Raw genomic sequence first — 23600 nt, forward strand, 5'->3', positions numbered from 1 at the left:
CAAGGATTCAGGAGACGGTGAGCTGCTGCCAGCCCTGCCACTGCGCACCGGGCGCCAGCAGGACGGACTCGTCGATGCGCGCGGCCTCGACGCAGAGCATGTGGCGCCAACCGTCGTCCGGCAGGTCGTCGAGCTTCGCGCTCAGCACCGGACCCGGGTTCCACACCACGGTTTCGGTGCAGCTCGCGCTCTGGGAAATTTCAAGCGTGCCGGATGGCTGCACGAGCCGCAGCGGCCGCGCGGGTGACGCGTAGACGCTATCGAATTCGCTGCCGAAACGAAGCGCCTGGGCGACTTCTACATGCCGGTCGTCACGCACGGCGTCCCAGCGGTTGGCACCCTGGAGGCCCTCGAGGGCCGCTGCCGTGACGTCGTCGACGCGAAGATACGAGTGCAATGCCGCGGCGAACGACCAGGGCCCGCTGCCGGTGTTGCCGATCGTCAGCGCGATCCGCAAGGCATGCGGCGCCAGGGTGACGACTAGGCGCGCTCTGAACGAGTGCGGCCAGATCGCGCGCATCACGGCATCGTCGTGCAAAGCAAGGGTGGCGGTAGCCAGTCTGCCGTTCACCTCGACGGATTCCGCCTGCCAGGCGACATTGCGCACAAAGCCGTGCTTGGGCAAGGAACCGCGCATGTTGAATTGCGGCCAGCAGATCGGCACGCCGCCGCGAATGGCGCTCTGGCCATCGAAGCGCGCATCTGGGCTGAGGTAGAGCCGCTCCACGCCGTCGGCCGTCATCCACGACAGGACATGCGCGCCGTGCAGAGCCACCATGCAACTGTCGCCGCCGGGCAGCGAGAAGCGCACCACGGGTTGGCCTCGAAAGGTCGACGTTTGGACAGACATGACCCGATTCTAGATTTGGCTGCGTCGGGATTGCGGCCGGCGCTGTTTTCGCTTGAAATCTCATCAGCAGACGCTCCGCGAATGCGGGTCGTCGGCCAGGAGCGACTCGCCGGTCCCCATCACGAGGAGTACCCATGAGAAGAAAGCTGCCGCCCGCCGCCTGGATCCTGATCGCAATGGTGATCGGGATCATCGTGGGCTACATGGTCTTCGTGAATTTCCCCAACAAGCGCACAGCGGCGGAAATCGCGGGCTACATCTCGATCGTCTCGGACGTGTTCCTGCGGCTCATCAAGATGCTGATCGGCCCGCTGGTCTTCTCCACCTTGGTCGTGGGCATCGCGCACATGGGCGATGCCGCATCGGTGGGACGGGTCTTCGGCAAGGCGCTGGCGTGGTTCATCACCGCGTCGCTGGTCTCGCTGGTGTTGGGGCTGGTCATGGCCAACCTGCTGCAGCCGGGGCACAACCTGGGGCTGCCGCTGCCCGACATCGGCGCCTCGGCGAATCTCGCGACCTCCAAGTTCACGCTGAAGGATTTCGTCGCCCACATGGTGCCGAGATCCTTCGTGGAGGCGCTCGCCAACAACGAGATCCTGCAGATCGTGGTGTTCTCGATGTTCTTTGGCGTCGCCCTCGCCTCGCTCGGCGAAAAGGGCAAGACGCTGGTCGCCTCGATCGACGAGCTGTCCCACGCCATGCTCAAGATCACCGGCTACGTGATGAAGCTCGCGCCGCTCGCGGTGCTGGCCGCCATGGCTGCGACGGTGGCGGTCAACGGCCTGGACATCCTGATCAAGTTCGCGGTGTTCATGGGTGGCTTCTATCTAAGCCTTTTCATGCTATGGGGCCTGCTGGCTTTTGCCGGGTTCGTGTTCCTCGGCCCTCGGATCGTGAAGCTGCTGCAGTACATCCGCGAACCTTTCCTGCTGTCATTCGCCACCGCAAGCTCGGAAGCGGCGTACCCGAAGATCCTGGTGGCGCTCGACCGCTTCGGCGTCAAGCGCAAGATCTCGAGCTTCGTGATGCCGATGGGTTATTCATTCAACCTGGACGGCTCGATGATGTACTGCACCTTCGCAGTGCTCTTCATCGCGCAGGCCTACGACATCCACCTGTCGATCGCCACCCAGTTCACGATGCTGCTGATCCTGATGCTGACTTCCAAAGGCATGGCCGGCGTGCCGCGCGCGTCGCTGGTGGTGATTGCGGCAACGCTGAACCAGTTCAACATCCCCGAGGCCGGGCTGCTCCTGATCCTCGGCGTGGACACCTTCCTGGACATGGGCCGTTCGGCCACCAACGCGGTGGGCAATTCGATCGCCACCGCGGTGGTCGCCAAGTGGGAGGGCGAGCTGCTGTCCGAGAGCGAGGCCGACGCCAACGCGCGCTCCATGGACAAGGAGAGCGCCGCCACCCTCGCCAATCCGATGCACGCCTGAGGCCGATCATGACGCTCGTGCGCACGCTGACGGCCATCGGGGCCCTGTGGATGGGCCTTGCGGGCGTCGCGCTGCAGGCCTCGGCACAGACCGAGCCGACGCCGACAACACCCGCAGCGCTCAGCGGCACCCTGGCGAAGGTGCGCGACGCGGGCGCCGTGACCATCGGCTACCGCGAATCGTCGATTCCCTTCTCGTTCCTGTCGCCGCGCAACGAGCCGATCGGCTACTCGATCGAATTGTGCAAGGCGCTGGTCGAGGCCATGAGCGATGCGGTGCACAAGACGCTCGCGACGAAATGGGTGCCGGTGACCGCCGAATCGCGCATCGACGCAGTGGCCAGCGGGCGGGTGGACCTCGAGTGCGGCTCGACCACCAACAACCTCGAACGGCAGAAGCGCGTGGCGTTCTCGCCGACGATCTTCGTCTCCGGCACCAAGCTGCTGGTGCGCAAGGATTCGCCGATCAAGTCGTTCCGGGACCTGGGCGGCCGCGCCGTCGCAGTGACCAGCGGCACGACCAACGAAAAGACGATGCGCGACATCGCTGCCCGCTTCAAGATCAATATGAACTTGCTGGTTTCGCGCGACCACGCCGAATCGTTCGCGCTGGTGAAGTCCGGCAAAGCCGAGGCGTTCGCGACCGATGACGTCCTGCTCTACGGCCTGATTGCGCAGGACCGGGGCGGCAGCGACGGCGAGAGCAACTACGAGGTCGTCGGCGAATTTCTTTCGTACGACCCGTACGGCGTGATGTATCGGAAGGACGATCCGCAGATGACGCGGGTCGTGAACGACACCTTCCACGATCTCGCCGAAGACGGCGAGATCGAGCGGCAGTACAAGCGCTGGTTCCTGCGCAAGCTGCCTTCGGGCACCGCGCTGAACCTGCCGATGAGCCCTCAGCTCGAGACCATCATCCAGACGATGGCGGTCCGAACGGAATAGGACCGGCAATCAAAGCGAAACCCATTCAGGAACACCGCGGAACCGGCTCCGCCGGGCCGCTGGGTGTGCCCCCGGAGAGGGGGTTGGCGAAGCGACACGAAGTGCGCGAAGCCTGGGGGTGAGCTTATTGTTCCGCCAGCTCGTCGGCGCGGGCCTGCGCGGCGGCGAAGTCCAGGTCGCCGGAGTAGATCGCGCGGCCGCAGATCACGCCTTCGACGCCCTCATCCTCGATGGCGCAGAGCTTCTCGATGTCGGCCATGTTAGACAGCCCGCCCGAGGCGATGACCGGGATCGTCAGCGCCTGCGCCAGACGCACCGTGGCTTCGATGTTGATGCCCGAGAGCATGCCGTCGCGGCCGATGTCGGTGTAGATGATCGACTCGACGCCGTAGTCCTCGAACTTCTTGCCGAGGTCGGCCACTTCGTGACCGGTCAGCTTGCTCCAGCCGTCCGTCGCCACCTTGCCGTCCTTGGCATCCAGGCCGACGATGATGTGGCCGCCGAAGGCGCTGCACGCATCCTTGAGAAAGCCGGGATTCTTGACCGCCGCGGTGCCGATGATCACGTAGCGCAGGCCGTCGTCGATGTAGCGCTCGATGGTGTCCAAGTCACGAATGCCGCCGCCCAGCTGCACGGGGATGTCCTCGCCGACTTCCCGCAGGATCGCCTTGATCGCCGCATGATTCTGCGGCTTGCCAGCAAAAGCCCCGTTCAGGTCGACCAGGTGCAGCCGCCTCGCTCCGGCCTCCAGCCACTTGCGCGCCATCGCGGCGGGGTCTTCGCTGAACGTGGTCGACTGGTCCATGTCGCCCTGCTTGAGGCGAACGCAGTGGCCATCTTTGAGGTCGATCGCAGGAATGAGAAGCATGGTGCAGGAGTGCTTGGAACGAACGATGAATTCGCGGGAAATCGAAGCGGGGTGAGGAAATGAAAGGCGGAATCGTACCCAGAATCCGGCGCGCGCATCCGCGGCCCGGGCCGGTCGGTCGATGCGTCTAGAGCTTCAAGGATTCCAGTGGAGGAAGTTTCGATAGAGCTGCAACCCATGGTCTGCGCTCTTTTCGGGGTGGAACTGGGTGGCAAAAATATTATCGCGTGCGACGGCGGCGGTAAAGCGGTCGCCGTAATCCGCCTCACCGACGCTGTGCGCACGGTCGGCCGGCTTCGCGTAGAAACTGTGCACGAAATAGAAGTAGCTCTGGTCCGGCACGCCGGCCCACACAGGATGCGGCCCGGTCTGAACGACCTGGTTCCATCCCATCTGCGGGACCTTGTAGCGGCTGCCGTCGGGCTGCCTGCGACCCTCGAGTTCGAACTTGCGCACCTCGCCCGGGATGAGCCCGAGACCATCGGTCGGCCCCTCTTCGCTGCGCGACAGCAGCATCTGCATGCCGACGCACACGCCGAACAGCGGCTTGCTCGCCGCCGCCTCGAGCACGGACTCCAGCAAACCTGAATCGCGCAGCTCGCGCATGCAATCGGGCATGGCGCCCTGCCCCGGCAGCACGACGCGGGTGGCGCGACGAACCACCTCAGGATCGGAGGTGACGAACACCTCCACCCCGACCTGATCGGCCGCATGCTGGACCGCCTGCGACACCGACCGCAGGTTGCCCATGCCGTAGTCGATCACGGCGACAGTGTTCTTCGTCATGGATGAGTCTCCGCGCTGCAATGGATGCGGTTCAGAGCGACCCCTTGGTGGAAGGGATGACGCCCGCAGAACGCGGATCGAGCTCCAGCGCCGCACGCAGCGCCCGGGCGAAGGCCTTGAACACCGTCTCGCACTGGTGATGCGCATTGACGCCCTTCAGGTTGTCGATGTGCAGCGTGACGAATGCGTGATTGACGAACCCGTGGAAAAACTCCGAAGTGAGCTGCGTGTCGAAGGTGCCGATCATCCCGCTCGTGAAGGGCACGTCCATCACAAGGCCGGGGCGGCCCGAAAAGTCGATCACCACGCGGCTGAGCGCTTCGTCCAGAGGTACGTAGGCGTGCCCGTAGCGGCGGATGCCCTTCTTGTCGCCGACCGCCTTCGCGACCGCCTGCCCGAGCGTGATGCCGACGTCTTCCACCGTGTGGTGGCCGTCGATGTGCAGGTCGCCCTTGCAGTCGATGTCCAGATCGATCAAGCCGTGGCGGGCGATCTGGTCGAGCATGTGGTCGAAGAAGCCGATGCCGGTCGACAGGTTCGCCTTGCCGGTGCCGTCGAGGTTGACGTGGACCGTGATCTTCGTCTCGGCCGTGTTGCGGGTGACGGTTGCCGTGCGCGCACCGGCGGCGATGACTGCTTCGGGGGCCGTGGGGGTGTTCATAGTGAGGATTCCAGCGCCGCGAGCATCCGCGCGTTCTCGTCGGCGGTTCCGACGGTCAGCCGCAGGCAGTTCGCGAGCAATGGGTGCATTTTAGAAACGTTCTTGACCAGTACCCCGGCGGCCTTCATGCCCTCGAAAGTCCTGGTGGCATCGGGCACGCGGATCAGGATCATGTTCGCCTCGCTCGGCCAGCTCTTCACGGCAGGCAGCCGTGCCAAGGCCTCGAAGATGCGGGCGCGCTGGCTGCGGATGTCGGCCGCCTGCTCGGCGAAAACGTCGGCGTGCTCCAGCGCGAACAGCGCGCACTCGCAGTTCAGCACGCTGATGTTGTAGGGCGGGCGGACCTTGTCGATCTCCGAGACCAGTTCGGTCGGCCCCATCAGGTAGCCGAGGCGGACGCCGGCAAGGCCGAACTTGCTCAGCGTTCTCATCAGCAGCACGTGGTTGTGGCGGGTCACGCGGTCGATGTAGCTCTTGCCGGCAAACGGCTGGTAGGCCTCGTCGATGACGACCAGGCCGCCCTGCTCGCCCTGCGCCTCGACGATCCGCTCGATGGCCGTGTCGTCCCAGAGGTTGGCCGTCGGGTTGTTCGGATAGGCCAGGTAGACGATGGCGGGCTTTTCGCGCGCGATGGCTTCCAGCATCCCGCGCTCGTCGAGCTCGAAGTCGGCGGTCAGCGGCACGCCGACGAAGCGCAGGCCCTGCAACTGCGCGCTCATCGCGTACATCACGAAGCCGGGAACCGGCGCGAGGATGGCCGCACCGGGCAGATCGCAGGCCATGGCCAGGAGCGAGATCAACTCGTCCGAGCCGTTGCCGAGCATCAACGAGAAGCCTTCCGGCATGGCGGCGTGGTCGGCCAGCGCGCGCTGCAGATCGGCGCCGCGCGGACCCGGATAGCGATTGAGCGCAAGCGCCCCCAGGCGTTGGCCGAGCGCGGCCTGCAACGCCGGCGGCAGGCCGTGCGGGTTCTCCATGGCGTCGAGCTTGAGCATGCCGCGCGCATCCTGGACGGCATAGGCGTGCATCGATTGCACGTCGGCGCGGATGCGGCCGAGTGCGCGGTTCGTCTGGGGGGTGGATGTCATTCGGTTCAGGGCGAGCAGCGGTAGCTGTTGCGCAAGGCGGCGGCGAGCACGAGTTGGACCGGCATGTCGGCCTCGTAGTTGTCGGCGTTGCGCGTCAATTCGGTCTGGTAGAGCGAGCGCGCCATCGCCGGCTCGAACTTCCGCCCGTTGACGCAGAAATGCGGCTTGAGTCCCGCGCGCTGGTCGGCGTCGCTGGCTTCTCGCATGCCTTCCATGACGCCCACCAGGTAGTAGTTGGCGTAGGCCTTGCCGTCCTTCTCGTTGGCTTCGAGCGTACGCAGTTCGCGGATCGACATCGCCTGCGCGCCGCCAGCCAATGCCAATACGGCAAACAAGAGCAGCCTGGGGGTGAGCATCACTTGATCCGCATACGCGCCGCTTCGGCGTGTGCAGTGAGGCCCTCGCCTTCCGCCAGCGTCACGGCCACGCGCCCCAGCGCCTGGGCGCCGGTTTCGCTGACTTCGATGAGGCTCGAGCGCTTCTGGAAGTCATAGACGCCCAGCGGCGAGCTGAAGCGCGCCGTGCCGCTCGTGGGCAGCACGTGATTGGGGCCCGCGCAGTAGTCGCCGAGGCTTTCGCTGGTGAAAGCGCCCAGGAAAATCGCACCCGCGTGCTTGAGCAAGGGCTCCCAGCGGTGCGGCTCGCGACTGCTGACTTCCAGGTGTTCGGGAGCGATCCGATTGCTGATCTCGCAGGCCTCTTCCATGCTGCGCGTCTGGATCAGAGCGCCGCGCCCGTTCAGCGAGGCCGCGATGATTTCCGCGCGGGGCATGGACGGCAGGAGCCGATCGATCTCCTGCTGCACGCGCTCGATGTAGCCCGCGTCGGGGCACAGCAGGATGCTCTGTGCAAGTTCGTCGTGCTCGGCCTGGCTGAAGAGGTCCATGGCAACCCAGTCGGGCGGCGTGGTGCCGTCGGCCAGCACCAGGATTTCGCTCGGCCCCGCGATCATGTCGATGCCGACGGTGCCGAACACCCGGCGCTTCGCGGCCGCCACGTAGGCATTGCCGGGGCCGGTGATCTTGTCGACCGCCGGGACGGAGGCCGTGCCGTAGGCCAGCGCAGCCACAGCCTGCGCGCCGCCGATCGTGAAGGCGCGGCTCACGCCGGCCACGTGCGCCGCGGCCAGGACGAGCGGGTTCTTTTCGCCACCGGGCGTCGGCACCACCATGATGATCTCGCCCACGCCCGCGACATGCGCCGGGATGGCGTTCATCAACACGCTGGACGGATAGGCGGCCTTGCCGCCGGGCACATAGATGCCAACGCGGTCCAGCGGCGTGACCTTCTGGCCAAGCAGGGTCCCGTCCGCGTCGCGATAGCTCCAGCTTTCGCCGCTGGCCTTCTTCTGGGCCTCGTGATAGCTGCGCACCCGGCTTGCGGCCGCTTCGAGTGCATCGCGTTGCTCGGCCGGCAGCGATTCGAAGGCGCTGCGCAGTTCGGCGGCCGTGAGTTCCAGCGAATCCATGCCGGCGGCCTCGAGCCGATCGAACCGGCGCGTGTATTCGAGCACCGCGTCGTCGCCGCGCCGCTGCACGTCCGCGAGGATGTCGGCCACCACCTGCTCGATGGCCGCATCCGCCTCGGCGGACCAATGCAGGCGCGCCTTGAACTCGGCCTCGAAAGTGGCCGACGCGGTCGATAGACGCAGAGGGGTGGCTTTCAGATTCATTGCAATGTCACGAGGAAGGAATGGCCGACTCGAACGCATCGACGATGCGCCGGATCGCTTCGCGCTTGAGCTTGAGCGCCGCCTGGTTGACCACCAGCCGCGCGCTGATGTCCATGATCCGCTCGACCTCGACAAGGTGGTTGGCCTTGAGGGTATTGCCGGTCGAGACCAGGTCGACGATGGCGTCGGCGAGTCCGGTCAACGGCGCCAGTTCCATGCTGCCGTAGAGCTTGATCAGGTCGACGTGCACGCCCTTGCTGGCGAAGAAGTCGCGGGCGAGCCCGACGTACTTGGTGGCGACCTTGATACGCGAGCCTTGCTTCACGGCCGAGACATAGTCGTAGTCGGCCCGCACTGCCACGCTCAGTCGGCAGGCGGCAATGCGCAGGTCCAGCGGCTGGTACAGGCCCTGGTTGCCGTGTTCGAGCAGCACGTCCAGCCCGGTCACGCCGAGGTCCGCGCCGCCGTATTGCACGTAGGTCGGCACGTCCGACGCACGAACCAGCACCACGCGAACATCCGGGCGAGTCGTCGCCAGGATGAGCTTGCGCGACTTGTCCGGGTCCTCGGTCACCTCGATGCCCGCGGCGGCCAGCAGCGGCATGGTCTCCTCGAAGATCCGGCCCTTCGAGAGCGCGAGCGTGATCATGGCTGCACCTCGGCCGGGCCGGCCACGCGCTCGATGTCGGCGCCGATGCCGCGCAGCTTGGATTCCATGCGGTCGTAGCCGCGATCCAGGTGATAGATGCGATCGACCAGCGTCTCGCCGTCGGCCACCAGACCGGCGATCACGAGACTGGCCGATGCGCGCAGATCGGTCGCCATCACGGTCGCTCCCGACAGTTGGGAGACGCCCTCGATCACCGCCACCTTGCCGTCGGTCTGGATGCGCGCACCCAGACGCAACATCTCGTCAACGTGCATGAAGCGGTTCTCGAAGATCGTCTCGGTCACCGTCGACGTGCCTTCGGCGATCACGTTGAGCGCCATGAACTGGGCCTGCATGTCGGTCGGGAAGCCCGGGTATTCGGTCGTGCGGAAGCTCTGGGCCTTGAGGCGTCCCTGGCTGCGCACCCGGATGCCGTCGTCGGTGCCGGTGATGTCGGCACCGGCTGCGCGCAGCTTCTCGATCACTGCATCGAGATGATCGGTGCGGCCGTGCTTCAGCACGACATCGCCGCCGGTGGCCGCCACCGCGCAAAGGAACGTTCCCGCCTCGATGCGGTCCGCCACCACCTGGTGCGTGCACCCGCCGAGCTTTTCCACGCCCTGGATCCGGATGCGACTGGTGCCGTGGCCTTCGATCTTCGCGCCCATCGCAATCAGCATTTCGGCCAGGTCGGTGATCTCGGGCTCCTGCGCAGCGTTCTCGAGCACCGTCTCGCCCTCGGCCAGTGCGGCGGCCATCAGGAAATTCTCGGTGCCGGTGACGGTCACCATGTCGGTCGTGATGCGCGCACCGTGCAGCCGCTTCCGGCCGCCGCCGATGCTCGCGATCATGTAGCCGTGTTCGACCACGATCTCGGCGCCCATCGCCTGCAGGCCCTTGATGTGCTGGTCCACAGGGCGCGATCCGATCGCGCAGCCACCGGGCAGCGACACCTTGGCGCGCCCGAAGCGGGCAATCAGCGGGCCGAGCGCGAGCACCGACGCGCGCATGGTCTTGACGAGCTCGTACGGCGCCTCGGGTACTTCGAGCGAGCGCGCGTTGATACGCACTGTCCCGTTGTCGTCGCGATCGGCGGCCACGCCCATGTTGTGGACCAGCTTGAGCATGGTCTCGACGTCTTTCAGCCGGGGCACGTTGTGGAGCGTGACCGGCTGATCGGTCAGCAGCGCCGCACACAGTTCGGGCAGGGCGGCGTTCTTGGCGCCGGAAATGCGTACCTCGCCGCGAAGCGCACGCCCGCCGCGAATCAGAAGTTTGTCCATGAAGAATCCAGCGGAGGTCTAGAGGGAAGGCGAGGAAGTCTGCTTCGCCCACTCGGCGGGCGTGTAGGTTTTCATCGAGAGTGCATGCACCTCGTCGGTGTGCATTTTGGCACCCAGGGTCGCGTAGACAAGCTGATGTCGCTGGATGGCGCGCTTGCCCTCGAACCGGGGCGACACGATGGTCGCGTACCAGTGGCGGCCGTCGCCTTCGAGCGTGATGTGGTCGCAGGCGAGGCCCGCCTCGATGATCGATTGAAGTTCTTCGGCAGTCATGTTGTCAGTTGGAGAGAGGCAGCGTCATCCGCGAATCTTGTAGCCGATGCGAAGCAGATGCACTGCGATCGCACTGACGACGAGCCAGGCGCCGCCGACGATCGCCAGGCTCGTCCACGGCGACACGTCGCTCACGCCGAAGAAGCCGAAGCGGAAGCCGTCGATCATGTAGAAGAACGGGTTGAGGTGGCTCACCGCCTGCCAGAACGATGGGAGCGACCCGATCGAATAGAACACGCCCGAGAGGAAGGTCATCGGCATGATCAGGAAGTTCTGGAACACCGCCATCTGGTCGAACTTCTCGGCCCAGAGCCCCGCGATCAGCCCCAGCGTGCCGAGGATCGCGGCGCCCAGGAAGGCGAAGACGATGATCCACCACGGCGCGACGAAGCCCGGCATCGCGAAGAGCGAGGTCACCACGAACACGCCGAGCCCGACCGCCAGTCCGCGCACGACCGACGAGCCGACATAGGCCAGGAACCAGCCCCAGTGCGACAGCGGCGTGAGCAGCACGAACACCAGGCTGCCCATGATCTTGCTTTGGATGATGGAGGACGAGCTGTTGGCGAAAGCGTTCTGCAGCACGCTCATCATCACGAGGCCCGGCACGAGAAAGGCGGTGTAGCTCACGGTGCCGTAGACCTTGACGTGGTCCTCGAGCACATGGCCGAAGACCATCAGGTAGAGCAAGGCGGTGAGGATCGGCGCGCCGACGGTCTGGAGGCCGACTTTCCAGAAGCGCAGGATCTCCTTGTAGAGCAAGGCGCGCCAGCCCAGCGCGTTGACCATCATCTGGACACCTCCAGCGGCGTCTGCTCGCCGGCCATCAGGTCGATGAAGACGTCTTCCAGATCGGCCTTGCGCATTTCCACATCCTCGACGTCCAGCCCCGCTTCGCGGATGGCCGCCAGCAGTTGCTCGACCTCGTGCGCGTTCTGCGCCGGGAGCTGGACGATGCGGCCCGTGACGCGCGCATGCTGGGCGATCGACCAGGGCAGCATGCCGTCGGTCTTGAAGCGAAGGACGTTGCTCGCGGCGGAGCGAAGGAGCTCGCTCGTGCGGTCGAGGGCGATCACGCGGCCCAGCTTCAGCATCGCGATGCGGTGGCACAGCGCCTCCGCTTCCTCGAGATAGTGGGTGGTGAGCAGCACGGTGCTTCCCTGTTTGTTGAGTTTGGCCACGAACTGCCACAGGGTCTGCCTCAACTCGACGTCGACGCCGGCGGTCGGTTCGTCGAGCACGATCACCGGCGGCTTGTGCACCAGCGCCTGCGCGACGAGCACGCGGCGCTTCATGCCGCCGGAGAGCTGGCGCATGTTGGCGGTCGCCTTGTCAGCGAGGCCGAGGCTGTGCAGGAGCTCGTCGATCCAGTCGTCGTTCTTGCTGATGCCGAAGTAGCCGGACTGGATGCGCAAGGTCTCGCGCACGTTGAAGAAGGGGTCGAAAACCAGTTCTTGCGGCACGATGCCGAGCTGGCGGCGGGCCTGGGCATACTCGCGCTGGACGTCGAAGCCGTGCACTGCGATCGCGCCTGCGCTGGGGCGCGAAAGGCCGGCGAGCATGCTGATCAGAGACGTCTTCCCCGCGCCATTCGGGCCCAGAAGACCGAAGAATTCGCCCTCCTCGATCTCGAAACTCACGTTGTCGACGGCACGCAGACCCGGTTTTCCCTGGGCCCGTTGCTGGCGTGAAGCAGGATAGGTCTTCGAGACCGATTGAAAGGAAATCGCAGGCATGGGAGCCCAGGATTTTAGACTCGCCCCCAGGCTTGCTCACTTCGTGTGGCCGCCAACCCCCTACCGGGGCCGCCGGTGTTGCCCCCGGTAGGGGGTTGGCGAAGCGACACGAAGTGCGCGCAGCCTGGGGGCGAGCCCCTATGGCGCGGCCGGCAAAAGACCGGCCACGCCGTACAGCGAGGCCAGTTCACGCAGGCGCGGCGGGAGCCCCTTCACCGCGAAACCACGCCCGAGCGCCGCGGACTCGCGGCGGCATTCGAGCAGCACCGCCAGTGCGGAGGAGTCGAAGTGAACCAGCGCGGTGGCGTCGACGACCGTGGCGCTGCCCGTCTGGCCCGCCAACCCGCGCTGGAGCATGTACACGCAGGTGGAAGCCTCGTCGTGGGTCAGCTTCGGCGGCAGGACCAGCATGATCGGTTCAGCTCTTGGCGTTGGCGCTGTTGGACTTGTTGCGCGCAGCGAGGGTGGCGATCAGGCCGTCGATGCCGTTGGCGTTGATCTGCTGCGCAAACTGGCTGCGGTAGGTATCGACCAGCCAGACGCCCAGGACGTTGATGTTGTAGATCTTCCATCCGCCGGCCTCTCCGGGTGTCTTTTCGAGGCGGTAATCGAGTTGCACCGGGTCGCCGCCGCCACGCACTTCAGTGCGCACGAGCACTTCCTTGTCGTCCGGGGAGCCGCGGAAGGGACGCACGCTGACCGTCTGATCGCTGACCTGTTCGAGTGCCCCCGAGTAGGTCCGCACCAGCAACGTCTTGAACTCCTCTTCCAGCCGCTTTTGCTGCTCCGGCGTGGCCTGGCGCCAGGCAGGACCCACAGCGGAAGAGGTCATGCGCTGGAAGTTCACGTTCGGCATGACCTTGGCGTCGACCAGCGCCATGATCTTGGTGAGGTCGCCGGCCTTGATGGACTTGTCGGCCTTGATGGATTCGAGCACGTCGGTCGAAAGGCGCTTGACGAGCGCATCCGGTGCTTCGTCGGCCGCAAGGGCGGGGCGCACGGATGCGACCGCAGCGCTCACCAGCAGCAGGCCGGCCATCACGAATCGCCCGAAGGCGCGGCGTTGAAGAATCTGGTTCATTGAGAAATCCCTGTTTCAAATCACAAAATCGCTTGAACGAACGATTGGAGACAGCCTACCCGCCCGGGTTCCTCCGGCCAAGGAGCCGCTGCAACCGAATGCAAGCGTGCGTGCGAGCGTCAGTTTCCGTCGTCGGGAAGGTTTCCGTCGTGCACTTCGCTCCGGCGACGCTGTAGGAAAGCATCGCGCGTGAACGTGTATCGGTCGAGCGCCGCGTCATCGAGCAGTTGGCTGGCCCGCAGCAGGTTGGACCGCAGATCCACCAGCCGAAGCGCGAACAAGGAATTGCGCACCGAAACATCCGACACATAACTGAGTGCATCGCCCCGGAAATCCACCGGAAGCGCCACCGTGTCGCGCAACGTCGACGGGCCGAGCAGCGGCAGCACCAGGTACGGACCGCTGGGTACACCCCAACGACCCAGCGTCTGGCCGAAGTCCTCGGAATGACGGTCGATCCCGGCTTCGGTCGCGATGTCGAGCAGACCGCCGAGGCCGAAGAAGGTGTTGATGTTCACCCGCATGAAGGTCTGGGCGCTGTCCTGCAGCTTCAGTTGCGCCACGCTGTTGACGAAGCTCCAGATGTCCGAAAGGTTGCCGAAAAAGTTGTTGACGCCGGTCCGGATGGGCGATGGCAGAACGCGCTGGTACACCGTGGCCACCGGGCGCAGCACCGCATCGTCCACCGTGTCGTTGAATCGCGCGACCTGGCGATTGAGCGGCTCCAGCGGGTCCGCCGGATTGGCGTTCGGGCCGGTGGCGCAACCCGTCACCAGCACCAGCACCGCGACGGACAAGGCCGTGCGCGCAGCGCTGGGGATGGCAGAACGAGAAGCGGAAGGGGTTCGTGGTTTCATTTCTTGTTGGCGTTGCCCTGCGGACTGCTTCCTTCGGCGGCCTTGCTATAGAGGAACTGCCCGATGAGATTTTCGAGGACGACGGCCGACTGGGTCGCGGTGATGACGTCGCCCGGCTGCAGATTCTTCTCGTCCGCGCCCGCTTCGATCCCGATGTACTGCTCGCCGAGCAGGCCACTGGTGAGGATCTTCAGGGAGCTGTCCTTCGGAAAGCTATATCGGCTCTGCAGCGCCAAAGTTACAGTGGCCTGGAAGTTCTTGTCGTCGAATGCGATCGATTCGACGCGCCCGACCACGACGCCCGAGCTCTTGACCGCCGTTTGCGGCTTCAGGCCGCCGATGTTGTCGAAACGGGCGGTGACCGGGTAGGTCTTCTGAAAGTTCAGGCTCAACAGGTTGGCCGACTGGAGCGCAAGGAAAAGCAGCGCCGCCGCGCCGATCAGCACGAACAGGCCGACCCAGATGTCTTTGTTGGAACGTTGCATTTCTTGCACTCTCCTGATCGTTTCTTTTAGATGCTGAACATCATGGCGGTCAGCATGAAATCGAGCCCCAGCACCGACAGCGACGCCACCACGACCGTTCGCGTCGTGGCGCGCGAGACGCCTTCGGGCGTCGGCTGCGACTCGTAACCCTGCAGCAGCGCAATGAACGTGACGGTGAAGCCGAAGACGATGCTCTTGACCACGCCATTGCCGACGTCGCGCCAGACATCGACGCCCCCCTGCATCTGCCCCCAGAACGCGCCAGGATCGATGCCCAGCATCAACACGCCGACCACATAGCCGCCCAGCACGCCGACTGCGCTGAAGACGGCGGCGAGCAACGGCATGGTGATGACGCCGCCCCAGAAACGCGGCGCGAGGATGCGCTGCACCGGATCGACCGCCATCATTTCCATGGCGCTCAGTTGCTCGCCGGCCTTCATCAGGCCGATTTCGGCGGTGAGCGACGTGCCGGCGCGCCCGGCGAACAACAACGCGGCGACCACCGGGCCCAGTTCACGCACCAGGCTCAATGCCACCAGCAAACCGAGCGCCTCCGACGATCCGTAGCGTTGCAGCGTGTAGTAGCCCTGAAGCCCGAGCACGAAGCCCACGAAGAGGCCCGACACCGCGATGATCGCCAGCGAGTAGTTGCCCAGGAAGTGGATCTGGTCGCGCACCAATCCGAACCGGCGGAAGCTGCGCATGCCACCGATGAAAAGGCGCAGGAACAATCGCGCGCCGACCCCAAGGTCCGCGAGCTTGCTGCGTACGGCGAAGCCGACGTCCGACGGGCGGTACCAGCTCATGCCCGCCCTCCGTGGCTGTTGCCGAAATCGTCCTCGACCGTCATGGCCGGATAGTGGAAATGAACCGGCCCTTCGGGCAGCGCATTGACGAACTGGTGCACCAGCGGGTCCTCGCTGCGGCGGACGTCGTCCGGGCGGCCCTGAGCCGCGATGCCGCCATTGGCAAGGATGATCACGTGATCGGCGATGCGGAAGGTTTCCTCGAGGTCGTGCGAGACGATGACGCTGGTCAACCCCAATGTGTCGTTGAGCTGCCGGATCAGGCGCGCTGCGGTGCCCAACGAAATCGGATCGAGGCCCGCGAATGGCTCGTCGTACATCACGAGGTCCGGGTCCAGCGCGATCGCACGCGCAAGCGCCACGCGACGCGCCATGCCGCCCGAGACTTCGCTGGGCATCAACTCGCGCGCACCGCGCAGGCCGACGGCGTCGAGCTTCATCAGCACGATGTCACGAACAAGCGACTCGGACAGGTTCGTGTGCTCGCGCAGGGGAAACGCCACGTTGTCGAACACGCTCATATCGGTGAAGAGTGCGCCGAACTGGAAGAGCATGCCCATGCGACGCCGCGCGGCGTAGAGCCCCGCTGCATTCAGCTTCCCGACATCCTGCCCATTGACGAGTACTTCGCCGCGCCGGGCCCGGATCTGCCCGCCGATCAGGCGCAGGACGGTCGTCTTGCCGCCGCCGGATGCGCCCATGAGCGCAGTGACCTTGCCACGGGGAACGGCGAAGGAGACGTCATTGAGGATCGCGCGTGAGTCGTAGCCGAAGGCGACGTGGCGGAACTCGACGAGCGACGTATCTGGTGTTGGATCCATGGCAATGAAAAAAGCCGGGGCGTCTTTCGACATCCCGGCTCGCGGTAACGCAATGATACGGGAAGGACCTAGCTGCCGCCTGACCGAAAGGTCCGACGATGGCAAGTCGACTTCCCGCAGGGCGCCGCCCCAACGGAAATTTCAGCGTGGCAGGTCGCTGAAACCCATCAGGAATTCATCAACCGCACGGGCGGCCTGGCGGCCTTCGCGGATGGCCCAGACGACCAACGACTGGCCGCGGCGGATGTCGCCGGCAGCGAACACCTTCGGCACGTTGGTCGCGTAGCCGCCAATGAAGTCGACGCTGGCCTTGGCGTTGCCGCGCGCATCCTTGTCGACGCCGAACGCCTCCAGCACGCTTGCCACGGGGCTGACGAAGCCCATCGCCAGCAGGACGAGGTCGGCCTTGAGCACCTGCTCGCTGCCCGGGACTTCAACCATCTTGCCGTCCTTCCACTCGACGCGGACCGTCTTCAGGCCGGTGACCTTGCCCTTCTCGCCGATGAATTCCTTGGTCGAGATCGCGAATTCGCGTTCGCAGCCTTCTTCGTGGCTGGAGCTGGTGCGCAGCTTGTAGGGCCAGTAGGGCCACGTCAGCGGGCGGTTTTCCTCCTCGGGTGGCTGCGGCATGAGCTCGAACTGCGTCACGCTGACCGCGCCGTGGCGGTTACTGGTGCCCACGCAATCGGAGCCGGTGTCGCCACCCCCGATCACGATCACGTTCTTGCCATCGGCGCGAATCTGGCCCTTGACCTTGTCGCCGGCGTTGATCTTGTTCTGCTGCGGCAGGAACTCCATCGCGAAATGGATGCCGTCGAGATCGCGGCCCGGTACCGGCAGGTCGCGCGATTGCTCGGCGCCGCCGGTCAACACGATGGCGTCGAATTCCTTCTGGAGTTGCTCGGGCGTGACGGTTTCCTTGGCCCAGTTCGTGACCTTCGAGCCCTTGCCGAGCGGATCTTTGGCCGCGCCGACCATCACGCCGGTGCGGAAGGTGACGCCCTCGGCCTTCATCTGCTCCACGCGGCGATCGATGTGCGACTTCTCCATCTTGAAGTCGGGGATGCCGTAGCGCAGCAGGCCGCCGATGCGGTCGTTCTTCTCGAACAGCGTCACGTCATGACCAGCCCGCGCCAGTTGCTGGGCCGCCGCCATGCCGGCGGGACCGGAGCCGACCACGGCGACCTTCTTGCCGGTCTTGTGCTTCGCGGGGCGAGCAGCCACCCAGCCCTCGTCCCACGCGCGGTCGATGATCGCGTGCTCGATCGACTTGATGCCGACCGCGTCGTCGTTCACATTGAGCACGCAGGCCGCCTCGCAAGGCGCGGGGCAGATGCGGCCGGTGAACTCCGGGAAGTTGTTGGTCGAATCGAGCACCACGAAAGCGCTCTGCCAGTCGGCGCGATAAACCAGGTCGTTGAAGTCCGGAATGACGTTGTTGACCGGGCAACCGCTGTTGCAGAACGGCGTGCCGCAGTCCATGCAGCGCGCGCCCTGGACCTTGGCCTGCGCTTCGTCCAGTCCGACGACGAATTCGTTGTAGTGCTTGACCCGTTCCTCGACGGGCTTGTAGCCCTCCTCGATCCGTTCATGCTCCATGAAGCCGGTGATTTTTCCCATCGTGCTTACCTCTGTTCTTCGTTCTGGTTGGCGTCAGACTGCCGCCACCGGCTTCGCGGCTGCATGGGGTTCCATGCCCGCGTGTGCGTTGTTGCCGCTGCTCGTGAGCTCGACCTCGCGGTCGTGCATCTCGGCCAGAGCGCGCTTGTATTCGTTGGGGAACACCTTCACGAACTTGGTGCGCGACACGGCCCAGTTGTCCAGCAGTTCGCGCGCGCGCTTGCTGCCGGTCCAGCGGTGGTGCTCTTCGAGCAGCTTCTTCAGGCGCGCCTCGTCGGTCTCGCCGTCGTGCCACACCTTGCGATGCACGCTGGCGGACTGCTCGGCCGAGGTCAGGACCTTGTCGAGCGACACCATCGAGAGGTTGCAGCGCGAAGCGAACTGGCCGTCCTCGTCGTAGACGAAGGCGACGCCGCCGCTCATGCCGGCCGCGAAGTTGCGGCCAGTCTTGCCGAGCACGGCGACCGTGCCGCCGGTCATGTATTCGCAACCATGGTCGCCGGTGCCTTCGACCACTGCCGTGGCGCCCGACAGACGTACCGCGAAGCGCTCGCCGGCCACGCCGCAGAAGTAGGCCTCGCCCGTCGTCGCGCCGTACAGCGCGGTATTGCCGACGATGGTGTTGCGGATGGCTTCTCCGCGGAAGTCGAGGCTCGGACGCACCACCACGCGGCCGCCCGAGAGGCCCTTGCCGGTGTAGTCGTTGGCGTCGCCGATCAGGTACAGCGTGATGCCGCGCGCCAGGAAGGCGCCGAACGACTGGCCGCCCGTACCTTCGAGCTGGATGCGGATCGAGTCGTCCGGCAGACCCTGCGGATGCACCTTGGTGAGTGCCCCCGACAGCATCGCGCCGACCGAACGGTTGACGTTGCGGGCGACCTCGATGAACTGCACCTTCTCGCCCTTCTCGATGGCGGGACGCGAACGCTCGATGAGCTTGTTGTCCAGGCTCTTCGCGAGGCCGTGATCCTGCTGGTCGACGTGGAAGCGCGCCACGTCGGCCGGCACGTTCGGTTGCGCGAACAGGCGGCTGAAATCGAGGCCGCGCGCCTTCCAGTGCTCGATGCCCTTGCGGGTGTCGAGCAGGTCGGCACGGCCGATCAGGTCGTCGAACTTGCGCACGCCGAGCTGCGCCATGATCTGGCGGACTTCCTCGGCGACGAAGAAGAAGTAGTTGACGACGTGCTCGGGCTTGCCCGAGAACTTCTTGCGCAGCACCGGGTCCTGCGTGGCCACGCCCACCGGGCAGGTGTTCAGGTGGCACTTGCGCATCATGATGCAGCCCTCGACGACCAGCGGCGCGGTCGCGAAGCCGAACTCGTCCGCGCCGAGCAGCGCGCCGATGGCAACATCGCGGCCGGTCTTCATCTGGCCGTCGGCCTGCACGCGGATGCGGCCGCGCAGGCGGTTGAGCACCAGCGTCTGCTGGGTTTCGGCCAGGCCGATTTCCCAAGGGCTGCCCGCGTGCTTGATCGACGACCAGGGCGACGCGCCCGTGCCACCGTCATGGCCGGCGATCACGACGTGGTCGCTCTTGCACTTGGCGACGCCGGCGGCAATCGTGCCGACGCCCACCTCGCTCACCAGCTTGACGCTGACGCTCGCATGCGGCGCGACGTTCTTCAGGTCGTGGATCAGCTGCGCCAGGTCCTCGATCGAATAGATGTCGTGGTGCGGCGGCGGCGAAATCAGGCCCACGCCCGGCACCGAGTAGCGGAGCGCGCCGATGTACTGCGACACCTTGCCGCCCGGCAGCTGGCCGCCTTCGCCGGGCTTCGCGCCCTGCGCCATCTTGATCTGGATCTGGTCGGAAGACGACAGGTATTCGGCGGTGACGCCGAAACGGCCCGAAGCCACCTGCTTGATCTTGGAGCGCAGCGAATCGCCGTCCTTCAGCGGCAGATCGACCTCGACGTTCTCGGCGCCGATCACGCTCTTGAGCGTGTCGCCCGTCTTGATCGGAATGCCCTTGAGCTCATTGCGATAGCGCGCCGGATCTTCGCCGCCTTCGCCGGTGTTGCTCTTGCCGCCGATGCGGTTCATGGCAATCGCCAGCGTCGAATGCGCCTCGGTGCTGATCGAGCCGAGCGACATGGCACCGGTCGCGAAGCGCTTGACGATGTCGCTCGCGGACTCGACCTCATCCACCGGGATCGCCTTGGCCGGATCGAACTTGAACTCGAACAGACCGCGCAGCGTGAGATGGCGGCGATTCTGGTCGTTGATGATCTGCGCGTATTCCTTGTAGGTGTTGAAGTTGTTGGCGCGCGTGCTGTGCTGCAGCTTGGCGATCGCGTCGGGCGTCCACATGTGCTCTTCGCCGCGGGTGCGCCAGGCGTACTCGCCGCCGGCGTCGAGCATGTGCGCGAGCACCGGGTCGTCGCTGAAAGCCGCCTTGTGCATGCGGATGGCTTCCTCGGCGATGTCGAACACGCCGATGCCCTCGACGCGGCTCGCGGTGCCGGTGAAGTACTTCTCGACCGTCTCGGTGTTCAGGCCGATGGCTTCGAAGAGCTGCGCGCCGCAGTAGCTCATGTAGGTGCTGACACCCATCTTCGACATGATCTTCGACAGACCCTTGCCGATCGCCTTGACGTAGTTGTAGATGGCCTTCTCGGCGCTGAGGTCGCCCGAGAGGTCCTCATGCATCGCGGCCAGCGTTTCCATCGCGAGGTACGGATGCACCGCTTCGGCGCCGTAGCCGGCAAGCACGCCGAAGTGATGCACTTCGCGCGCGGAACCCGTCTCGACCACGAGGCCGGCGGTGGTGCGCAGGCCTTCACGCACGAGGTACTGGTGAACCGCGGACAGCGCGAGCAGCGCCGGGATTGCGATCTGCGACGGACCGACCTTGCGGTCGCTCACGATCAGGATGTTGTGGCCGCCCTTGATCGCGTCCACCGCTTCGGCGCACAGCGAGGCGAGCTTGGCTTCGACGCCCTCTTCGCCCCAGGCGAGCGGATAGGTGATGTCGAGCGTGTAGCTCTTGAACTTGCCCTGCGTGTACTTGCCGATGTCGCGCAGCTTCGCCATGTCCGCGAAGTCGAGGATCGGCTGGCTCACTTCGAGCCGCATCGGCGGGTTGACCTGGTTGATGTCCAGCAGGTTCGGCTTCGGGCCGATGAAGGACACCAGCGACATCACGATCGCCTCGCGGATCGGGTCGATCGGCGGGTTCGTCACCTGCGCGAACAACTGCTTGAAGTAGTTGTAGAGCGGCTTGTTCTTGTTCGAGAGCACGGCCAGCGGGCTGTCGTTGCCCATGGATCCGATGCCCTCTTCGCCGGCCGCGGCCATCGGGCTCATCAGGAACTTGATGTCTTCCTGCGTGTAGCCGAAGGCCTGCTGGCGATCGAGCAGCGTGACTTCGCTGGTGAGGGGCTGCACCGGCTCGGCCTCGACGCTGTCGAGCTTGATGCGTAGGTTCTCGATCCACTGCTTGTAGGGCTTGCTGTTCGCGAGGGTGGCCTTGACCTCCTCGTCGTCGATCATGCGGCCCTGCTCGAGGTCGATCAGGAACATCTTGCCGGGCTGCAGGCGCCACTTGCGGACGATCTTCTGCTCTGGAACCGGCAGCACGCCGGATTCGGAACCCATGATGACCAGGTCGTCGTCGGTCACGCAATAGCGCGAGGGGCGCAGGCCGTTGCGATCGAGCGTGGCGCCGATCTGGCGGCCGTCGGTGAACACGATCGAGGCCGGACCGTCCCACGGCTCCAGCATCGCCGCGTGGTATTCATAGAACGCGCGGCGGCGCGTATCCATCGTGGCGTGCTGCTCCCACGGCTCGGGGATCATCATCATCACGGCCTGGCTGATCGGGTAGCCGGCCATCGTGAGCAGTTCGAGGCAGTTGTCGAAGGTGGCGGTGTCGGACTGGCCGGCGAAGCTGATCGGATAGAGCTTCTGCAGGTCGGCGCCCAGCACCGGCGAAGACATCACGCCTTCGCGCGCCTTCATCCAGTTGTAGTTGCCCTTGACCGTGTTGATTTCGCCGTTGTGGGCGACGTAGCGGTACGGGTGGGCCAGCGGCCACTCGGGGAAGGTGTTGGTCGAGAAGCGCTGGTGCACGAGGCCGAGCGCCGAAACGCAGCGCTTGTCCTGCAGATCCAGGTAGTAGGTGCCGACCTGGTCGGCCAGCAGCAGGCCCTTGTAGACCACCGTGCGGCTCGACATGCTCGGAACGTAGTACTCCTTGCTGTGCTTGAGCTTCAGGCGCTGAATGTTCGCGCTGGCGGTCTTGCGGATCACGTACAGCTTGCGCTCCAGCGCGTCCTGCACGATCACGTCGTTGCCGCGGCCGATGAAGATCTGGCGCAGCAGCGGCTCCTTGGCGCGCACCGTCGGCGACATCGGCATCTCGTGGTTGACCGGCACGTCGCGCCAGCCCAGAAGCACTTGGCCCTCGACCTTGACCGCGCGCTCCAACTCCTGCTCGCAGGCTTCGCGCGATGCATGCTCCTTGGGCAGGAAGATCATGCCGACGCCGTATTCGCCGGGCGGAGGAAGGGTGACGCCCTGTTTCGCCATCTCCTCGCGGTAGAGCAGATCGGGCAGCTGGATCAGGATGCCCGCGCCGTCGCCCATGAGCTTGTCAGCACCCACTGCGCCGCGGTGGTCAAGGTTTTCGAGAATCTTGAGTGCCTGACCAACGATGGCGTGGCTCTTTTCGCCCTTGATGTGGGCAACGAAGCCGACGCCGCACGCATCGTGCTCGTCAGCGGCGGAATAAAGACCGTGTTGTTGGAGATGCTCGATCTCGGCAGCCGTCGTCATGGCGTGCTCCTTCAGTTTTCGCAGGGAAAAGGAGCATATTGCTTTGCACAAATAATGCCAAACGGTTTAATTGGGGTCAGATCACATTTAAATGTCTTCCATATTGGTCAACATTTAAATGGGGACACATCAAAAACAGTAGCACTGTTTCCTTGTGACGCAACGGATCCGGCCGGTTATCGGCCCGGTTCGTGGGAGATGCGGGGTCGCCCGGGGCGCGCCTTCCGCACGCGCCGCTCTGTAGTTTTTTGTAACGATTCGAGGAACTGGCGGTCGCCGACGGCCCAACCGCGGAGTACGCCTTCGGTGAGCAGCACCCGATCGGCGTCGGAAATCCCCGCACGCACCAACTCAGCGTAGGCGGCTTCGCGCGCGAACGGCGTGTTGCCGAGCGCCCAGTAGAGCGGATGCGGCGTCAGCAGCCTGTCGTGGCGCAGTCCAGCGTAGTGGCCGTAGCTCGACCACGGATAGTCCCGGGCATCCGTGACCAGCCCCGCGCGCACCGGATTGAGGTCCATGTAGGCCATGCAGGCCAGCAGGTAGCGATCCGGCTGGATCAGGGTCGACTTGTAGCGCCCCTCCCACAAGGTTCCGCTGCGTCCGTGACGATCGTTGAAATACCGGACATAGCGCCTCCCGACCGCCTGAATCCACTGCGGCAGCGCTTCAACCGTGGAGGGCGTCGCCAGCAGGTGGAAGTGGTCCTCCATCTGCACGTACGCATGGATGGCGACACCATGTCGCACCGCGTTCTCGCCGAGCAAGCCCAGCATCATTTCGTGATCGGCACTGTCCACGAAGATCGTCTGCCGGTTATTGCCGCGCTGGACGATGTGATGCGGCTGATCAGCCAGCGTGAGGCGGGGCAGTCGGGCCATGGGGCTTGAAGCGGCCGT

At 65.2% G+C, this 23600-nt stretch carries 23 protein-coding genes; 2 read left to right on the top strand and 21 right to left on the bottom strand.

Going from position 1 to position 23600, the window contains the following annotated elements; translation table 11 throughout:
• Positions 1-7 precede the first annotated feature (7 nt).
• Positions 8-850: a D-hexose-6-phosphate mutarotase gene (locus BLW05_RS15460; protein ID WP_093163821.1), complete on the bottom strand. Its 843-nt coding sequence runs from the start codon at positions 848-850 to the stop codon at positions 8-10.
• Positions 851-984: 134 nt separating this feature from the next.
• Between BLW05_RS15460 and BLW05_RS15465 the strand changes: the two genes are divergently transcribed.
• Positions 985-2292, top strand: a complete 1308-nt coding sequence (locus tag BLW05_RS15465; RefSeq protein WP_093163822.1) for a dicarboxylate/amino acid:cation symporter — start codon at positions 985-987, stop codon at positions 2290-2292.
• Positions 2293-2300: 8 nt separating this feature from the next.
• Complete coding sequence (locus tag BLW05_RS15470; protein WP_371126942.1) at positions 2301-3239, top strand: amino acid ABC transporter substrate-binding protein; 939 nt, start codon at positions 2301-2303, stop codon at positions 3237-3239.
• A gap of 124 nt (positions 3240-3363) precedes the next feature.
• Here BLW05_RS15470 and hisA read toward each other — a convergent pair whose 3' ends face one another.
• The 20 genes from hisA to BLW05_RS15570 all read right to left on the bottom strand — a co-directional run bounded on the left by hisA (position 3364) and on the right by BLW05_RS15570 (position 23582).
• The gene (gene hisA, locus BLW05_RS15475; protein WP_093163823.1) at positions 3364-4107 is read right to left on the bottom strand and encodes a 1-(5-phosphoribosyl)-5-[(5-phosphoribosylamino)methylideneamino]imidazole-4-carboxamide isomerase; all 744 of its coding nucleotides are present in this window, start codon (positions 4105-4107) and stop codon (positions 3364-3366) included.
• Positions 4108-4242: 135 nt separating this feature from the next.
• Positions 4243-4893 (bottom strand): imidazole glycerol phosphate synthase subunit HisH, encoded by a 651-nt coding sequence (gene hisH / locus BLW05_RS15480; protein ID WP_093163825.1) that lies wholly within the window; start codon positions 4891-4893, stop codon positions 4243-4245.
• 31 nt (positions 4894-4924) lie between these two features.
• Positions 4925-5554: an imidazoleglycerol-phosphate dehydratase HisB gene (gene hisB, locus BLW05_RS15485; RefSeq protein ID WP_093163827.1), complete on the bottom strand. Its 630-nt coding sequence runs from the start codon at positions 5552-5554 to the stop codon at positions 4925-4927.
• Positions 5551-6642 (bottom strand): histidinol-phosphate transaminase, encoded by a 1092-nt coding sequence (gene hisC / locus BLW05_RS15490; protein WP_093163828.1) that lies wholly within the window; start codon positions 6640-6642, stop codon positions 5551-5553. The genes hisB and hisC overlap by 4 nt, the downstream gene beginning before the upstream one ends.
• Positions 6643-6647: 5 nt before the next feature.
• Entirely contained in the window at positions 6648-6998 is a 351-nt protein-coding gene (locus BLW05_RS15495; protein WP_093163830.1) for a hypothetical protein, read from the bottom strand.
• Positions 6998-8314, bottom strand: coding sequence for a histidinol dehydrogenase (gene hisD / locus BLW05_RS15500; RefSeq protein WP_093163831.1), 1317 nt, complete (start codon positions 8312-8314; stop codon positions 6998-7000). The genes BLW05_RS15495 and hisD overlap by 1 nt, the downstream gene beginning before the upstream one ends.
• A 7-nt stretch (positions 8315-8321) precedes the next feature.
• Complete coding sequence (gene hisG, locus BLW05_RS15505) at positions 8322-8963, bottom strand: ATP phosphoribosyltransferase (protein ID WP_093163833.1); 642 nt, start codon at positions 8961-8963, stop codon at positions 8322-8324.
• Positions 8960-10246, bottom strand: coding sequence for a UDP-N-acetylglucosamine 1-carboxyvinyltransferase (murA, locus tag BLW05_RS15510; protein ID WP_093163834.1), 1287 nt, complete (start codon positions 10244-10246; stop codon positions 8960-8962). Before murA ends, hisG begins: the two co-directional genes overlap by 4 nt.
• A gap of 18 nt (positions 10247-10264) precedes the next feature.
• Entirely contained in the window at positions 10265-10519 is a 255-nt protein-coding gene (locus BLW05_RS15515; protein ID WP_093163836.1) for a BolA family protein, read from the bottom strand.
• A gap of 24 nt (positions 10520-10543) precedes the next feature.
• Positions 10544-11308 (bottom strand): ABC transporter permease, encoded by a 765-nt coding sequence (locus BLW05_RS15520; protein ID WP_093164086.1) that lies wholly within the window; start codon positions 11306-11308, stop codon positions 10544-10546.
• Positions 11308-12255, bottom strand: a complete 948-nt coding sequence (locus BLW05_RS15525) for an ABC transporter ATP-binding protein (RefSeq protein ID WP_093163838.1) — start codon at positions 12253-12255, stop codon at positions 11308-11310. Before BLW05_RS15525 ends, BLW05_RS15520 begins: the two co-directional genes overlap by 1 nt.
• A 138-nt stretch (positions 12256-12393) precedes the next feature.
• Positions 12394-12666, bottom strand: a complete 273-nt coding sequence (locus tag BLW05_RS15530; RefSeq protein ID WP_093163840.1) for an STAS domain-containing protein — start codon at positions 12664-12666, stop codon at positions 12394-12396.
• A 7-nt stretch (positions 12667-12673) separates the two neighbouring features.
• Positions 12674-13336, bottom strand: coding sequence for an MlaC/ttg2D family ABC transporter substrate-binding protein (locus BLW05_RS15535; protein ID WP_093163842.1), 663 nt, complete (start codon positions 13334-13336; stop codon positions 12674-12676).
• A gap of 119 nt (positions 13337-13455) precedes the next feature.
• Positions 13456-14193 carry an MlaA family lipoprotein gene (locus tag BLW05_RS15540; RefSeq protein ID WP_093163844.1) on the bottom strand — a complete coding sequence of 246 codons (738 nt, stop codon included), beginning with the start codon at positions 14191-14193 and terminating at the stop codon, positions 13456-13458.
• Positions 14190-14678, bottom strand: coding sequence for an outer membrane lipid asymmetry maintenance protein MlaD (mlaD, locus tag BLW05_RS15545; protein WP_093163846.1), 489 nt, complete (start codon positions 14676-14678; stop codon positions 14190-14192). Before mlaD ends, BLW05_RS15540 begins: the two co-directional genes overlap by 4 nt.
• A 26-nt stretch (positions 14679-14704) precedes the next feature.
• A complete protein-coding gene (gene mlaE / locus BLW05_RS15550; protein WP_093163848.1) occupies positions 14705-15487 on the bottom strand; it encodes a lipid asymmetry maintenance ABC transporter permease subunit MlaE in 783 nt (260 codons plus the stop codon).
• Positions 15484-16341, bottom strand: a complete 858-nt coding sequence (locus tag BLW05_RS15555; protein WP_093163850.1) for an ABC transporter ATP-binding protein — start codon at positions 16339-16341, stop codon at positions 15484-15486. The genes mlaE and BLW05_RS15555 overlap by 4 nt, the downstream gene beginning before the upstream one ends.
• A 108-nt stretch (positions 16342-16449) precedes the next feature.
• Positions 16450-17928, bottom strand: a complete 1479-nt coding sequence (locus tag BLW05_RS15560; protein ID WP_093163851.1) for a glutamate synthase subunit beta — start codon at positions 17926-17928, stop codon at positions 16450-16452.
• Between the two features lie 33 nt (positions 17929-17961).
• Positions 17962-22704, bottom strand: a complete 4743-nt coding sequence (locus tag BLW05_RS15565; RefSeq protein ID WP_093163853.1) for a glutamate synthase-related protein — start codon at positions 22702-22704, stop codon at positions 17962-17964.
• 176 nt (positions 22705-22880) lie between these two features.
• Complete coding sequence (locus BLW05_RS15570; RefSeq protein WP_093163855.1) at positions 22881-23582, bottom strand: transposase; 702 nt, start codon at positions 23580-23582, stop codon at positions 22881-22883.
• Between the last annotated feature and the right edge of the window lie 18 nt (positions 23583-23600).

Source organism: Variovorax sp. YR216, assembly GCF_900107745.1.
GTDB lineage: Bacteria > Pseudomonadota > Gammaproteobacteria > Burkholderiales > Burkholderiaceae_C > Variovorax.